Origin of the sequence: Moorena sp. SIO4A1, from assembly GCF_010672065.1 — a bacterium.
Lineage (GTDB): Bacteria > Cyanobacteriota > Cyanobacteriia > Cyanobacteriales > Coleofasciculaceae > Moorena.
Genome location: NZ_JAAHHX010000002.1, coordinates 361,961 through 376,523 on the forward strand (window position 1 = coordinate 361,961; position 14,563 = coordinate 376,523).

At 45.2% G+C, this 14,563-nt stretch carries 17 protein-coding genes; 3 read left to right on the top strand and 14 right to left on the bottom strand.

The window, feature by feature from the left end; genetic code table 11:
• Positions 1–103: 103 nt before the first annotated feature.
• Positions 104–802, top strand: coding sequence for a TIGR03943 family protein (locus F6K53_RS02560; protein ID WP_364300551.1), 699 nt, complete (start codon positions 104–106; stop codon positions 800–802).
• Here F6K53_RS02560 and F6K53_RS02565 read toward each other — a convergent pair.
• From F6K53_RS02565 to F6K53_RS02610, 10 genes are all read right to left on the bottom strand, one after another.
• Positions 762–983: a hypothetical protein gene (locus tag F6K53_RS02565; RefSeq protein WP_293037725.1), complete on the bottom strand. Its 222-nt coding sequence runs from the start codon at positions 981–983 to the stop codon at positions 762–764. The two genes, F6K53_RS02560 and F6K53_RS02565, sit on opposite strands and share 41 nt — an antisense overlap.
• On the bottom strand, positions 950–3,892 hold the full coding sequence (locus F6K53_RS02570; RefSeq protein ID WP_293079816.1) for a filamentous hemagglutinin N-terminal domain-containing protein: 2,943 nt from the start codon (positions 3,890–3,892) through the stop codon (positions 950–952). Before F6K53_RS02570 ends, F6K53_RS02565 begins: the two co-directional genes overlap by 34 nt.
• A 97-nt stretch (positions 3,893–3,989) precedes the next feature.
• Positions 3,990–4,214 carry a hypothetical protein gene (locus F6K53_RS02575; protein WP_293079819.1) on the bottom strand — a complete coding sequence of 75 codons (225 nt, stop codon included), beginning with the start codon at positions 4,212–4,214 and terminating at the stop codon, positions 3,990–3,992.
• A 490-nt stretch (positions 4,215–4,704) separates the two neighbouring features.
• A complete protein-coding gene (locus F6K53_RS02580; protein WP_293058579.1) occupies positions 4,705–5,217 on the bottom strand; it encodes a hypothetical protein in 513 nt (170 codons plus the stop codon).
• Positions 5,218–5,219: 2 nt separating this feature from the next.
• Positions 5,220–6,470, bottom strand: coding sequence for an AAA family ATPase (locus F6K53_RS02585; RefSeq protein ID WP_293068253.1), 1,251 nt, complete (start codon positions 6,468–6,470; stop codon positions 5,220–5,222).
• Positions 6,463–7,404, bottom strand: a complete 942-nt coding sequence (locus tag F6K53_RS02590) for a cobalamin-binding protein (protein ID WP_293068255.1) — start codon at positions 7,402–7,404, stop codon at positions 6,463–6,465. The genes F6K53_RS02585 and F6K53_RS02590 overlap by 8 nt, the downstream gene beginning before the upstream one ends.
• A gap of 18 nt (positions 7,405–7,422) precedes the next feature.
• Positions 7,423–7,548 (bottom strand): hypothetical protein, encoded by a 126-nt coding sequence (locus F6K53_RS02595; RefSeq protein ID WP_293068257.1) that lies wholly within the window; start codon positions 7,546–7,548, stop codon positions 7,423–7,425.
• A gap of 228 nt (positions 7,549–7,776) precedes the next feature.
• Complete coding sequence (locus tag F6K53_RS02600; protein WP_293019968.1) at positions 7,777–8,112, bottom strand: XisI protein; 336 nt, start codon at positions 8,110–8,112, stop codon at positions 7,777–7,779.
• The gene (locus F6K53_RS02605; protein ID WP_293068259.1) at positions 8,100–8,516 is read right to left on the bottom strand and encodes a XisH family protein; all 417 of its coding nucleotides are present in this window, start codon (positions 8,514–8,516) and stop codon (positions 8,100–8,102) included. The genes F6K53_RS02600 and F6K53_RS02605 overlap by 13 nt, the downstream gene beginning before the upstream one ends.
• Before the next feature lie 302 nt (positions 8,517–8,818).
• Complete coding sequence (locus F6K53_RS02610) at positions 8,819–9,070, bottom strand: hypothetical protein (protein WP_293019964.1); 252 nt, start codon at positions 9,068–9,070, stop codon at positions 8,819–8,821.
• A gap of 114 nt (positions 9,071–9,184) precedes the next feature.
• Here F6K53_RS02610 and F6K53_RS02615 point away from each other — a divergent pair, with 114 nt between their 5' ends.
• Positions 9,185–9,625 (top strand): hypothetical protein, encoded by a 441-nt coding sequence (locus F6K53_RS02615; protein WP_293068261.1) that lies wholly within the window; start codon positions 9,185–9,187, stop codon positions 9,623–9,625.
• Here the strand turns inward: F6K53_RS02615 and F6K53_RS02620 are convergent.
• Positions 9,605–9,763: a hypothetical protein gene (locus tag F6K53_RS02620; protein ID WP_293079823.1), complete on the bottom strand. Its 159-nt coding sequence runs from the start codon at positions 9,761–9,763 to the stop codon at positions 9,605–9,607. The genes F6K53_RS02615 and F6K53_RS02620 overlap by 21 nt on opposite strands.
• 199 nt (positions 9,764–9,962) lie before the next feature.
• Between F6K53_RS02620 and F6K53_RS02625 the strand changes: the two genes are divergently transcribed.
• On the top strand, positions 9,963–10,118 hold the full coding sequence (locus tag F6K53_RS02625; protein WP_293038780.1) for a hypothetical protein: 156 nt from the start codon (positions 9,963–9,965) through the stop codon (positions 10,116–10,118).
• On the opposite strand, the gene F6K53_RS02630 is transcribed toward F6K53_RS02625, so the two are convergent.
• The 3 genes from F6K53_RS02630 to F6K53_RS02640 all read right to left on the bottom strand — a co-directional run bounded on the left by F6K53_RS02630 (position 10,103) and on the right by F6K53_RS02640 (position 14,363).
• Entirely contained in the window at positions 10,103–11,113 is a 1,011-nt protein-coding gene (locus tag F6K53_RS02630) for a glutathione S-transferase family protein (RefSeq protein WP_293068265.1), read from the bottom strand. The two genes, F6K53_RS02625 and F6K53_RS02630, sit on opposite strands and share 16 nt — an antisense overlap.
• A 558-nt stretch (positions 11,114–11,671) precedes the next feature.
• Positions 11,672–11,872, bottom strand: coding sequence for a hypothetical protein (locus F6K53_RS02635; RefSeq protein ID WP_293019959.1), 201 nt, complete (start codon positions 11,870–11,872; stop codon positions 11,672–11,674).
• A gap of 61 nt (positions 11,873–11,933) precedes the next feature.
• Positions 11,934–14,363: a penicillin-binding protein 1A gene (locus F6K53_RS02640; protein ID WP_293068267.1), complete on the bottom strand. Its 2,430-nt coding sequence runs from the start codon at positions 14,361–14,363 to the stop codon at positions 11,934–11,936.
• Positions 14,364–14,563 lie beyond the last annotated feature (200 nt).

The window sequence follows — 14,563 nt, forward strand, 5'->3', positions numbered from 1 at the left end:
ATCTAACCATTCAGGGCGTTTGTCCAGAAAAAGTGCTTACAGGAGAAACTGGTCAATTCCTCTTTTAGAAGTAATTGCATTAGCTTTATGGGGAGTTTTATTGTTGAAATCCTGGCTAACTGGTGAGTTAAGCTTATTAATTCATCCCAATTACTTTAGCTTGGTAGTTATCACTGGTGTAATTTTATTGTTAATATCAGGGTTGAGGTTATCCCAACTCCTGAAGTTAGAGCGTAAACACCGATTAGGTAAGGCAGTAACTAGACCAGCTGTTCAACATACAACTTTATTTCCCCCTAGTTGGAGTAGTGGCTTCCTAATCGCTACGGCAATGGTTGGTTTAATCGTGACACCCAAGGCATTTACTAGCCAAACCGCCCTACACCGGGGTATAGCCGACTCCCCCACCATAACGCGATCGCAACCGCAATCCTTTCGCAGTGCTAGCAATCCTGAAAAGCGCACCCTAATTGAATGGATCAAGCTTTTGAATGTTTATCCTGAACCAGATGCCTATACCGGTCAAAAGGTAAAAGTGGATGGTTTTGTAGTAATTGCTCCTAATCTCCCTCCAGACCATCTCTTAATTTCCCGGTTTGTGATTACCTGTTGTGCTGCTGACGCTTATCCTTTGGGTTTGCCAGTAAAAATTAATGAAAACCGTAATGATTATCCCTCCGATACCTGGATCGAGGTTGAAGGTCAAATGATTACTGAAACCTTGGATGATAGACGCCAGCTGGTGATTGAAGCCAGTGGGATTAAGAAAATTCCTGAACCGAAAAATCCTTATTATTATTAGGGAGTAGGGAGTAGGGAGTAGGGAGTAGGGAGTAGGGAGTAGGGAGTAGGGAGTAGGGAGTAGGGAGTAGGGAGTCGGAGTTGTGAACATTGAATTTAAAATTTACCTCAATTCTCCCCATCTCCCCACACTCCCCATCTCCCCACACTACCTGTGCCCACACTCTCCAGACAGCCGCCAAGACCCATCCGGTGTCACGGTAGTGGGATAAGCAGTCAGAAAGATATTGCCATCAGCATCAATCATCAAGCCTTGAGCTTCTATAATCCGTTTTGGCTTAGGGGTAGTGGGGGGCTTAACGGGGGGCTTCACCAATGCCGTACGGGAGCGATACCGTCCACGGGCAGTGGGACGGCGTATATCTTCCCAAAGGGTATTGCTGCTGATTTCACCTGGGCGAGGGGGTATGCCGCCACGTCCAGTATTGATAAACCTACTGCCAGAGCTATTACCTGGTTGACAGCGCTGGTAAAATTGAGCTTTGCCCGGTTCCGTGGGTAAGCTGTTTGGCTCGCGCTCCAGGAAGTCATTGGTGATGTTGAGAGTTACATTACCGTTTATACTACCAGTGGCATCTACATCATTGGTGCTATTGCCATCAGTGGCTGGGCGCTCTTCAATATCACCCAAAATGGTGAAGGCATCGATTGTGATATCACCCCCTTGACCCGTTGGAGCTTTGGTAAGGATATCGCTACCATCAGGAGGAGTTGGGGGAAAGGCAATCAGTAATTCGGTCTCAATATCGATGTTGCCGCCCTTGACTTGTGGGAAATTCTGATTCTTAAAAGCCTCAGCAGAAATCTTGCCGGTACCTCGCAGTATTAGCTGATTAGTTGAGATATCTATGTTTCCACCATTTCCCATCGCTTTTGATGAGACACTACTGAACACACCATTGGGACATATATCATCACACAGAGGATCATCTTCAGTCCCTACCCCATCGAAAATCACCTGATCCCGTGCCTTAATTGTGACGTTACCGCCATTTCCTGTGCCTCGTGTCTCAGAAATAATACGAGAACCATTGGTGAGGAAAAGTGACCCAGTTTCTATGTGAACATCGCCGCCATTGCCCTTACCCTCTGGGTTAACCCTACTGAGAATAGAATTAGGACTTTTGTCGAAGGTGACTGTCTCTGTAGCGATAATTTCTACGTTACCCGCATCCCCTTTACCTAGGGTGTTAGATTGCAGTGAACCAACAGTTAAAGAAACCGACCTTGCCTTAATATTAATATCACCAGCCTTACCCTCACCTTGCTTCTCGATACTAGTGACGGCAGTACCACCAAATTCGGTCTGCCCGGGGCCAAAGGAAACTGTATCACGGGCAAAAATTTCAATATCCCCCGAGTTACCAACGGATTTGTCATTGGATTCGTCATTGGTCTGTCGATCTCCAACTCTGACTTGGAGTTGAGCCCCACCAGTTATAAACAAGGAACCTGTGGTAATCGAAATACCACCACTGTTACCTTCAGCCCCTTCTCTGATAATATTGACTGGACCCGTTGCTCGATCAGATATGTCCCGATCCTCTGGCTGTAGTGCGAATCCGTCAAAGGTTACTGTATCATCAGCAACAATGGTAATTTTCCCAGCATCTGCTTGACCAAAGGTACTGGTTTCGATTTGAGCACCGCCTGTGGCAAAGAGTGACCCAGTATCGATAGTAATATCCCCAGCTTTTTCGGTGCCAAAGGTATTGCTAATAATGAAACTTTTGTCACTTTCAAGGGATAGTTGACCATTTGTAATCACAGTAATATCCCCTGCTTGCCCAGAAGCGGAAGACGCATCAATGCGATCGCTTATGTCAATCCCCCCACGATAATCAATCAAGACCGAGCCACCATTTCCTGAAAACCTCTGGCTATTCAATGTCTTGAAGTTATTTTTATCCGTACCATCACCAGTCAGAAGCGAACTAATTTTAAGGGTGTCACTAACTAAGGATGGGTTAGGTTGATACTGATTCGTTAACAATACCAGTCCATTGGGAGCATTAATCGAGACCTCACCAATTTCGATATTTGCACTAGTAGCAGCACTGCCAAAGTTAGGCGCAAGGTTACCACTATCGGTATTTCCTGGAAAACCGCCGAGTAATGTCCAATCTATGCCAGCACGGATATCTAAAGTAGGTCGCTTACTGCCATCAATCACTACAGAGGTTCTCGCTTCGTCCGACAAGGTGACATTAGCCAGACTAGCCAAAAACGGATTGGAGTTACTAGGGCTAATCGCATTATCCCCGGTATCGGTAGAGTTAATTTCGATGTCACCAACGGTAACACTACCTCCTGCCAAAATATGCAGTGATGCTCCGGTATAGTTTCCTAAACTGACATCCCCATTGGCCAGAATAATGGGATCATTGGGACTGATGAAATTTCCTGGGTTACCATCCAACTGCTCAATGATGATATTTCCGCCAACGGTATAGTTAGTATCTCCGGTGATGGGATTAGCAGAGCGCAACCGTAAATCCAACCCAGCCAATAAACCACTATCGGAATGGTTCTTTGCTGCAATAGTAATTAACTGATTTCCCTGAATCAGTAGCGAACCACCAGAGTACGCTTTAAACGGTTGCGCTACACTATCGGTGATGTTGACTGTATCTTCTGCCAACAGAGTCAAATTCCTACCAGCATCCAGTTGACCCTGTAAATCGAGATTGCCTGCTGCTAGGGTCAAGTCTTTTCCAGCAGCTAAATTCCCAGCATTTGTAATTGTTGTCCTGGGGTCATATTTACCATACTGCAATCCTGGAGTAATATTAATCGTTAACAGTGGCGGGGCTTGTGGGGATGTGGCACTAAACTCCAGCCCATCACCAAATACCAAGCTATTAGCAGTAGACGCAAAAAACGAACCAGCTACATCTAATTTTGCCTGGGAGCCAAACACAATGCCATTGGGATTGAGCAAAAACAGATTTGCTGGTCCATCTACTCCCAAAGTCCCTAGAATATTGGATAGATTCCCCCCAGTTACCCTGGTTAGAATATTCTCGATCCCAGAGGGATTAGCAAAATAAACCCGTTGCAGTTCCCCAACATTAAATTCCTGNTGGAGCAACTGGATTTACCTGGATGGGATGTTGCTAGTTTACCAGATGACCCAAATGTGATTAGTAAAACCTGGCTAGAACACTATGCTAATGGTGAACCATTGACTAAAGACCAAATTCAGTCATTGGTAGACCGGGCAAGGATGCATCAGGATGTGCTGTTGGAAGTTTGTTAATTGTTAATTTTCCAAAGGGAACAGGGAGTAGGGAGTAGGGAGTAGGGAGTAGGGAGTAGGGAGTAGGGAGTAGGGAGTAGGGAGTAGGGGTAGGTTTTTTACATTTAGGGTTAAACAGGGAGTGTGGGGCGGGGGCGCGGGGGGAAAATATCAAGAGGAGATAAGAGGAGATATAGCACTACCCATTAAGATTAGGAGGCTGGCAACTGTTAAGGATTTTATCCAAGAATGTTGCACTATCTACAAAGATGTGTTAGACTTTAAACATAGATTCAGTTTCATTAGAGATACTTTGCGACTTACATTAAAGCCGAAAACCAAGGGTTTAAGGGTTGCGTTTTTTGTCAATAGTGGAATCAAATTTATGCGCTAAGCCGGGCATAGTCCGGGTTTAGCCTTGGGAGATACCCCCTGGCTGGCAAAATCCAGCTTGCATTAGTGAGCCAAAATCTGATTTGTAGATTTTGGTAGCTAAAAAGTATCGGAAGTGAAAATAACCTATAGTGTGAGGATAAAATACTAATGCCGCGATCGCATTCTCAAAGGTTGGTGGGCATTGCTTTGGTGAATTCGGGCAGGTAGGGGAGTGGGAAACAGGCAATGCTCACCCTACAAAATGCGTAAGCACTTGTCACGCCCTCAGCTCATCTACTTCTCCTGCGTCTGGGAATTGGGGCTGGTGTAGTGGGTTGGTATGCCTTAAGTCCATGATCACCAGTAAGAATCTCCACCTGGCAACCAGTTTTTGCGTAGAATTCTGCTACAGTTTTGATGGTAGCATCACCTATTGAAACTTTTTGTGCTGCGAGTTGAGACCATTCCACTGCTAATTTTTTCAGTCCTTGAGCGTCCCAAAGCACTGACTGATCCGTGAAAGCTGCCCAAGGTGTTTTTTCATCTGCTGCTTTTTCCATAATCTCAGCTAAAGCTTGGGCAGTTTCATACCTTTTTGTTCTAGCTTGAGCAATATGATTACCAGTTTCAATAATAGCAGCCAAGGGTAGTACAAACGTTGTCGATGCTTTTTCTTCTTTTTCCAAAAGCTCAACAACTCGCTGCTTATTCCATTTATTATTACCAGACCCACAAGTCTCTTTTCCAGGAACTTCTAGGTAAACGCAGAGAATCGATGTATCGATAATCAGAACCTTCCTCATGTCTATAGTGGCTTAGGATCAGAAATATTCCTTTCAATAGCTCCTTTAGTCACTAGGTTTCCCAAGGAACCAGATGCCATTAATTTAGGTAAATTATCAATAGTTTCTAGAAGGGTGAGTGTGCTTTCTCCAGTTTCTGAAGCCCGGTGTGCCACAACTACGAAGGGAATCATTTCTGGTCCTAAAGCATCTAGCAAAGCCGGATTGTGAGTAGTGACTAATATGTCGATTTTTCTCTTTTCTCCAATTTCTTTGAGCATGTTTATCAGCAGATGTAACCGAGATGGGTGCAATCCATTGTCTACATCTTCAATTACTAATTGACTCCCTTCTGGTCGTGTGATCAGTGCGGTAATAATTGCTAAGAAATGCAGGGTTCCATCCGACATTCCTCGCGCATCAATTTCTGTAGTTTGACCAGGTTTCCATTGTTCTTTACAGTAGAGCATAGCATCTGTACCAAACTTTCCTACTGGTTCCGCCCAAACTTCCTGTATATCTCGTTCTGGCAGATATTTCAAGTAAGCAGACACCGTTGAGTCAAACTCGTCTTTTTGCTCTTTAGGTAATGCGGCTAGCACACCAGCAATATTAGAGCCATCACTCTCAATGCGATCAGAAAGCGGTGAATAGTTCCGCATTCTGGCCGGAATAGGATTAAAAATAAAAATATTTTCTATAAGTGTACAAAGGTTTAAGATTACATCCCTAACATCGGCATGGGAGTCTATTTCCCTAAGTCTAGTCAAACTAGAATTAGAACCTTTCCAGTATTTTGGCAAAGGAATTTGTTCTTGCTCCGGCAATTTAACCTGAATACCTTGGTCTGGAGTTCTAGGATAAGATACTTGGAGCAAACTAGTTTGAGTAGGGAGTTGATTACTATCTGGTGAATAGACCTGGCGAATTAGAGATTCATCAGATAACTGAACACGTGGTTTCGTTTGTACTGTAATACTATAAAGGTAATCCGTTTGATCATCCTCTCCCTCAACCACAACTTTCAAGGTAAAGTGAGATTCTGGCTTGAGTGACGCCCACTCTACTCCACCTCGAATCCCAGGAAAAGCAGCATCCCCTGCCAAAGCCGATTGAATCTCCTTTCCAAACACTATTCGTTTTAAAAGTTCCAAAGCATCAATTAGATTAGATTTTCCACTAGCATTCGTTCCGATTAACACAGTCAGGGGATCAATCGGGAGTTCTGCATAACGGAAGCTTTTCCAATTTTTCAAAATAAGTTTCTTAAGCATTTCCTACCTCAAACCGTTCCCAGGCAGTGCCTTGATAACCAAAGGTGAACAGGTCTGGATGCAAAATTTCCGCTATCATTTCTACTGAATCGACTAGTCTTGGTCCTGGACGATTGAAATACCCATTACCATCAGTAACAAAAACCTTACCCTGGCGTACGGCTTGCAAACTTGACCACTGGGAATGGTGAGCCATCTGTTGGGTTTCTTGTGTTGTGCGTTCCAAATCAAAGCCGCAAGGCATTACAATAATTACGTCTGGATCAGCTTTGACTAAAGCATCCCATTCCAGATAAGGGGAATGTTTACCTAGAGCCCCAAACAGAGGATTACCACCTGCAATTGTCACTAATTCAGGAATCCAGTTACCAGCAGCCATGAGCGGATCAGTCCACTCAATGCAAGCAACAGTAGGGCGGTGATTTTCCGACATTTCCTGTGTCTTTTGCCTACAGGTTTCGACACGAGACTGTAATTGCTTCAGTACAGATTGTGACTCTACTCCCAGGATGGTAGCAACTCGCTCAATATCTGCCCACACTTCAGTTAGCAAGTTTGGCTGCAAGGAAATTATCTGAGGCTGGCTATTTGTAAGATTAGCAACTGCTTTCTCGACCACATCGAAGTTGACAGCACAGACATCACATTGATCTTGAGTAACAATGTGGGTTGGTTGCAGTTGTTCTAAAACATCAGTTTTTACTTGGTAAATACTCAAAGCACGTTTTACCAGATTGTTTATATCATCATCAATCTGGGCACTAGGTTTATCGCTGTTGATTTGAGCCTCGGTGCAGACAGGTCGATTTTTGATGGTTGCGGGATAGTCGCATTCGTGGGATCGCCCCACAATGGCATCTGTTAATCCTAAAGCGGCGACAATTTCCGTGGCACTGGGGAGCAGAGTAACAATTTTCAGGTTTTGTGAAAGCATAGTTTAGATGTTGATAAGTTAAGGAGATAAATAGTCAATAATAGGGAACAGGGAACAGGGAACAGGGAGTAGGGAACAGGGAACAGGGAGTAGGGAACAGGGAACAGGGATTAGGGAACAGGGAACAATATTATCACAATTCATTTAGCTTTTGTAGGGTGGGCAAAGGTCGATGATTCCTAATATAATTGCCAAATTTTCAATATTTGCCCACCCTACCCCACTGATAGCTGTTCGCGTAGCGTGCGCGTATCGCATTGGCTCTTGTCAGGTGGGCAAAGGTCGATGATTCCTCATTAAATTGCCAAACTTTCAATATTTGCCCACCCTACCATGCTGACCGCTGACTGCTGACCGCTGACTGCTTATAAATTAACCAACACCATAGTCCGTATATTGCCGAAATTCTGGTGCTTGAAACCCCAGCACAATATCGTCCTTCGCTACCCCTCTCTCCACAAGTTTTTGGGCTATTCTCATTTCCGTCATATTTTGTTCAATCCAAATCTTTCCCTTCTTAATATCCAAGTGTAAAACACAACCATAGACCCGCCGATAGCCATCCCATCCCACAGTCATTACCATGTAGTGGTCTTGTTTGGTATCAAAAACCGTGTAGCAATCAATCACTCCATTGGCGATGGGAATGGCAGCATAATCCGTCAACAACGACTGAATGATCTGGCGATAATACTCTAGGTTATCCATTGTACAATTACCTCTTGAATCGGGTCATAAATTATTTGTTTAATCTGATATCTTTCTAATAAAAATTGGGTAAATTCGCGCTTGAAAAAAGCTTCATAAGCAATCACAGGCACGGCTAAATATAGAATACGAGTTGGATCATTGATTTCTAAGGCAAGCCGATAATTCAAAAACTGTCCTAATGCAGCATGGTAAGCTGTTAGTGGCGAATCACTCAAGAAGGTTTTAATCTCTACTGCAATTTTTTCTTGGCCTCGCTCTGCTGCTAACAGTTGCTCCGCACCTAAATCAATTTCAAACTTGGTTCCGCCTACTTCCAGTCGCAACGGATCATCAGTAATCTTCCACTGCTCTTTTTCTAGGGCGATTCTAACCGCAGCATGAAATTTATCTTTGGCTGCCATTGTTATTTTTTTGTAGTTTACTTACAATCATAGAACAATTCAGATTCCAGTGCGATCACTAATAGTAGACCCCTTGCCAAAGTAGTATTCTGATACTGTTATTGATGTAGTCGCTCAAGTCGGGAACCCCATCAGTGCCATTCGGCTATATTATCAAGATCAGCGTAGGCATTTGGGATCGCACTAATCCGACCCCATGCAGTTATAGTGCCTGATAGCTGATAGCTGACGCCGGCAGGTTCGGGGGTTGGTTTCAAGCAATGCCCACCCTACTAAATCCGTACTACAACATGCGATCGCTTTTAGCGGAAGCTTCGCTTCATCGCGTAGCGTGACCATTCGCACCTCAAGCAGCGTGGCCAGAGGCCAAGCGTGGCCTTTTGGTCAAGGTCAATCGCGTAGCGGCTCCAAAGGAGCATCGCACTAGAAAAATCTCCTGAGCCGGAGCGTGGAGCTAGGAAAGATGGTGAAGGTAAAACAGTTCTTGAGTTTTCGGTGATGACGCAGGGAGTTAAACTAGGAAAATTTGTGGCATTCAATGGAGATGCCGCCATTCACACTCAGGCTTTTGCTGCCCTAGAGAGTCTTGAAGGGAAGTGTGGGAGGTGTGCTAAGTTGGGACAGTTTGGGAAGTTTGGGAAGTTTGGGAATTCGACTAATTTATAGTTATGAGAAATCCTAAAAAGCAGTTAAATATATTATCATTGACTCACTACATGTTTGGGGGATTTGTCGGATTTTACTCCCTGTTTATACTAATGTTGTATATCCCTTTTGGTCTGTTCATGATTGGTGCAACTGACTCAATTCCTCCAGACTTATCAGGAGAGTTATCAGAGTGGTTTAAGTTATCACGAAATGTCTCATCGGACTTGCCTGGCTATTTGCTGGTCATTTCTGGTGCCATACTTTTCATCCTTGGAGAAATCTTTGCTTTTGCTATCATTATCTCTGGATATATGCTCAGAAAAAGCAAGAATTATTGGTTTTCGTTTATGATAGCTTGCCTACTCTGCTGGTTCAGACCATTTGGCACACTTGTTGGAGTTTTAACGATTGTTGTTCTATCTCGGGAATCGGTAAAAAAATTATATCCTTTTAACTATTAAAAGGGAATAGGGAATCGGGAATCGGGAATCGGGAATCGGGAGTCGGGAATCGGGAATTGGGAATCGGGAACAGGGAGTCGGGAATCGGGAATCGGGAATCGAAAGCAAGGAACAGGGAAAAAATTTTTTGTATCTCATTGTCTTGATCCAAAGCGCGAATGGGGGTTTCCCACAAGACCGGGCTGCATCGCTACTATAAGAACCACTGTAGTTAGTATTACTATACTTGTGATTAGTGTAAGAGTGAACGGCTGAGTGCGATGGCCTTTGGCCACGCTACGCGATCGCATCCAATTCAATCAACACTATAGGGTACCTAAATAAATTGTGAGAATTTTTGTTCCCGACTCCCGACTCCCGACTCCCGACTCCCGACTCCCGATTCCCGACTCCCGACTCCCGATTCCCGATTCCCTACTCCCGACTCCCGATTCCCGACTCCCGATTCCCGATTCCCGACTCCCGACTCCCGACTCCCTATTCCCGACCATGAGGTCTAAGCAGGCTAGCCAAATCAGGGCCACTGGGAATAATTCCACCTGGATTGAGGGGGAACAGATTGCCGTAGTAATCCCGCTTGACATCCTCCAAGCTACAAGTATCAGCAACTCCAGGAAGCTGATACAAGTCACGCAGGTAGGGGCCTAAGTTATCGTAGTCCTGAATTCTGAAACGGTTGCACTTGAACAATCCATAATAGACCACATCAAAACGGAACAGAGTGGTAAATAGACGCACATCCGCCAGGGTTACCCTATCCCCACACAGGTATCTACTGGTCTCCAGGGCTCGATCAATCTTATCCAAGGTTGTGAATAGCTGATCGCAAGCTTTCTCATAAGCTTCTTGGGTCTGGGCAAAACCGCAGCGATAGACTCCATTATTCACCGTGTGGTAGATGGTCTCATTCCACCCATCAATGGTTTCCTTCAGTTCCTCTGGATAAAGGTCTAGGGTAGGATTAGTAGCGAACTCATTGAACTGTGAGTTCAGCATTACGATAATTTCTGCACTCTCATTGTTGACAATGGTTTTGCTCTGTTTATCCCACAGCACTGGAACTGTGCAACGACCGTTGTAGCCTGTTTTTCCCAGCTCGTAAAGTTCAGGAAGGGTATCGCAACCTTCCTGCTGCTCATTAAATACCCAAATCCCCTGATTTGAGGAAGGAGACGCAATGAATACCGGTATTGCGTCTTGGAGTCCCTTGAGTGCCCTGACGACGAGAGTGCGGTGCGCCCAAGGACAACCGAGTCCTACAAAAAGACAGTAGCGTCCTGCTTCAGGTTGGTAAGGATTCTCTGCTTCTGTCCCAATAAAATTCCTAAACTCGCTCTTCGGGCGAATGTACTCTCCAGAATTATTCCGTGGAGCCAGCTTCGACATCATCATTTGCCAGAGAGTTGTCCAGACAAATTTTCCCAACCTGATGATCAGTGTTGGCGGGAGTGACTTGCCTTTTTTCTTAGTTTCAGCAGCTCCGGTCATGATGGGAATTTATTGACACTCCCCGCCGAAGTAAGAACGGGGATTCTTACTTCAACGAGCCGACTTGCTCAGCCAGGTCGGAACCAGAAAGAGTAGAGGCCGATTCTTCATAAGCGTTTTGATCATAGATCTAGGTTTCGGTGTGCCCCACCGTACCTTTACTTTTTTTTTTAGAGATAGATACTTTTTTAGATCTAAATTTTTCATAGACGTTAAAGTCGTTAGACTAAATTACGCAATATGTATCTCAGACATATTTTTTACGTTGCCTACTTATGGTTAGATAGTATCTATCTCTTTTAAAAGTCTATTGTTTATAATCTTATACTAGCACACCTAGTACAAACTGTCAAGAAAAAGTTTTAAAAAAAAGCCGTCGAACGAAGGACGGGGCTTTAAACCCAATTTTTTTGGTAAGACATCTATACGATACCAACAAATCCTGACCAGTGGCCTGATTCCCCTAATAGCGCTGAAAAAGAACCCTGACTTCAACACGGTAAGCCAGGGCTCTTTCTCAGTCAAATCTTCTGGTTTTCCCAACCAAACTAACTTCTGTTAGGATTGGTCTCCCTTAGAATTATCCTCTGGATCATCGATCTTTGGTACCCAATTAGGAGTGTCTGACCCTTCCCAACCAGCAGGACGTTTAGAGTTGTACCAAGCAATCGAGCCAATCACAACTGCTGCCACAAAACCCACAACATACACTAGGGTAAACCACAAGGGAAAACTGCCTGCTTCCATCAATACATACATAGCCAGTTTAGATTTTCTCGTATTTCGGTTATCGTACCATCCAGCATGATGGCTTCGATACCTACTTTCTAGCTGCTGGGGGAGCTAACGGACCTCCTGCTGGCTTGCGTTGAGGCTTAGGACGAGCCACCGGCTTGGGAGCAACTCTGGGTGCTGGTGCTGGTCTGCGCCTTGCTCGTGCTGGTGCATACCTGCGCTTGGCTGGTGCTGACCGTCTCGGGGCAGTGTTTCTAGGCGTATAGCGTCTGGTGGTACTTTTACGGGGATAAGACCGTTTAGTTGTAGCTTTGCGACGGTAATACCGTTTGGGTTGAGAGTTCTTCCTAGACACCCTGACCCGACTACTACGCCGCCGTGTAGAACTGGCTCTTCTGGTTGAACTAGCTCTTCTTGAACTAGTTCTTCTCCTTGACCGAGTTGTGGAAGCGGTAACGGTAGTGGGAACAAATTTTTTGTTAATAACTCGTTTGGGTTTAATCGGCTGAGCTTCAATGGTAGCTTCCCGACCTGATAACTTCCTGGGGCGCTCAGTAAAGGACTCACGGTCTAAGTCTTCGATTACCTCCAACATGAACTGACGCCAGGTGGCAGCAGCAGTTGCACTAGAACCCTTGGTAGGCTTATTATCATCATTACCTAACCAAACCCCAGCTACTAATTGGGGAATATAGCCCACAAACCAGAGGTCACGGGCATCATCCGTAGTACCGGTTTTTCCAACTGCTGGTCGTCCAATTTGAGCCGCTGTTCCGGTACCCCCGGTAACCACACCCCTGAGCATCCAGGTCACAATGGCTGCTGTTTCTGCATCAATAGCTCGCTCACCCTCGAGTTTGTGGTCATAAATCACGTTACCGTGCTGGTCAATAATGCGGCGAATCCCATGAGCATCGTGGTGAATGCCTTGGGCGGCTAAGGTGCCATAGGAACTGGTAAGTTCTAACAGGTTTACCTCAGATGCTCCTAAGGCTAGGGAGTAGGTGGAATGGAGTTTGGATTTAATCCCCATTTTCTGAGCCAGTTTGATGATCGGCTCCCAGCCCACATCCACTAGGGTTTTGACGGCTACTACATTCACCGAAGAAATCAGGGCATCCCGCACTGAGATCGAACCCCGGAATCTCTCACTGTAGTTTTTAGGTTCGTAACCATCTACTATATATCCCGCATCCATATAGCCTTTATAGGGAGACATCCCTGTTGCTACTGCTGCGGCATACACGAATGTTTTGAATGTAGAACCGGGCTGACGCTGAGCTTGGGTGACCCGATTGAGGTAATTATTGCTATCTAGGTCATTAAAATCCTTACCCCCGACCATGGCTTTGATCTGACCATTGCGGGGATCGACGGCAACTAGTGCAGCTTGTCCAAACCGTTGGTACCGACCATAGGTTTTCATGGTCTTTTGGACAGCAGTTTCAGCAGCATCTTGCCACTCTAAATTAATTGTAGTTTCAATAGTCAGCCCTTTCTGAGCCAGTACTTCTTTGGAAACGTATTTGGGCAATTCTTGTTGGATGTATTCAGTGAAATAGAATGCTTTACGCTCCAGTCGCTTCGGTTGGCTTGGCTTAATACTCAGGGGCTCGGCCATGGCTTTGTCGGCTTCAGCCTGGGAGATGTAGCCATTTTCCAACATCCGCTGCAATACTACATCACGACGCTCTTTGGCTGCTTTTTGCCTAGAGCTATTGATTTTGCCCTCAAACAATGGCGAGTAAACACTAGGAGCTGGAGGTAATCCCGCCAGTGTTGCTATTTCTCCCAAGGTCAGGTCTTTTACGGGTTTACTAAAATAGACCCAAGCCGCATCAGCAATGCCGTAAGCACCGGAACCCAAATAGACTAAGTTTAAATAGCGCTCCAGGATTTGATCTTTGGTCAAATCCTGCTCAATTTTCTGCGCCATGCGCATTTCTTTGAGTTTCCGTACGATGCTGCGTTCGTGATCAAAGTAGACAATTCTAGCGAGTTGCTGGGTAATCGTGCTACCTCCTTCTACTACTCCCCCAGCTTTCAGGTTAGCCACAGTAGCACGGAGAATACCCTGGGAATCTACCCCTTTATGCTCTTTAAAGCGTTGGTCTTCAATAGCAATGAAAGCTTCCATCAGGGTTTCGGGTATTTCCCAAATCTTGAGGGTCTCATGGGTAGCTGGCCCAATTTGCTGGATAATAGTGCTATCGGCAGCTTTGATGGTGATGGTGTCATCTCGAACATAGGTCAAGACATCCTTAGTAGAATCTGGCAGAGAGCTTTCTAGCTTTTGCCAACCCCAACCCAATGCGATCGCACTGCCACCCACCCCTAGTCCGATCCAAAACCAGGAGCGACGATAGATTGCTTTTGGTCCGATTAGCGGTTTGATAACTGTAGTAGATACACGCTTGATTCCGTTGAGAGTTTGGGCAACTACCCTCGACCGCTTCCGCCGTCTTGGCTTTGATGAGGGGGGCTTGCCATTATTAGACACAGCACTCCTATTCAAATCCGATTTCTCCGTCAGTTTCTTTGAGGGATTCGGAGGGTGGTGGCTATGTCGATCTTGGGGCTTCGGGGAAAATATTGACACATCAACTCCTTAGCAATACAAAAGCAGCCATAACTTGTTGTCTTATAACTTGTTGTCTATTTTAGGGCTATAAATCTTAAATTTAGTGAATCTGTCACTTTTTTCTTTCTGCTTGC

What these genes read in the sequence shown, in the direction of transcription:
- F6K53_RS02620 (WP_293079823.1), bottom strand. Translation starts at nt 9,763, where the DNA reads ATGAGATACAAAAAATTTTTTCCCTGTTCCTTGCTTTCGATTCCCGAT.
- F6K53_RS02635 (WP_293019959.1), bottom strand. Translation starts at nt 11,872, where the DNA reads ATGTATGTATTGATGGAAGCAGGCAGTTTTCCCTTGTGGTTTACCCTA.
- F6K53_RS02590 (WP_293068255.1), bottom strand. Translation starts at nt 7,404, where the DNA reads ATGCTTTCACAAAACCTGAAAATTGTTACTCTGCTCCCCAGTGCCACG.
- F6K53_RS02605 (WP_293068259.1), bottom strand. Translation starts at nt 8,516, where the DNA reads ATGGCAGCCAAAGATAAATTTCATGCTGCGGTTAGAATCGCCCTAGAA.
- F6K53_RS02610 (WP_293019964.1), bottom strand. Translation starts at nt 9,070, where the DNA reads ATGGCGGCATCTCCATTGAATGCCACAAATTTTCCTAGTTTAACTCCC.
- F6K53_RS02595 (WP_293068257.1), bottom strand. Translation starts at nt 7,548, where the DNA reads ATGAATTGTGATAATATTGTTCCCTGTTCCCTAATCCCTGTTCCCTGT.
- F6K53_RS02600 (WP_293019968.1), bottom strand. Translation starts at nt 8,112, where the DNA reads ATGGATAACCTAGAGTATTATCGCCAGATCATTCAGTCGTTGTTGACG.
- F6K53_RS02580 (WP_293058579.1), bottom strand. Translation starts at nt 5,217, where the DNA reads ATGAGGAAGGTTCTGATTATCGATACATCGATTCTCTGCGTTTACCTA.
- F6K53_RS02585 (WP_293068253.1), bottom strand. Translation starts at nt 6,470, where the DNA reads ATGCTTAAGAAACTTATTTTGAAAAATTGGAAAAGCTTCCGTTATGCA.
- F6K53_RS02615 (WP_293068261.1), top strand. Translation starts at nt 9,185, where the DNA reads ATGAGAAATCCTAAAAAGCAGTTAAATATATTATCATTGACTCACTAC.
- F6K53_RS02630 (WP_293068265.1), bottom strand. Translation starts at nt 11,113, where the DNA reads ATGACCGGAGCTGCTGAAACTAAGAAAAAAGGCAAGTCACTCCCGCCA.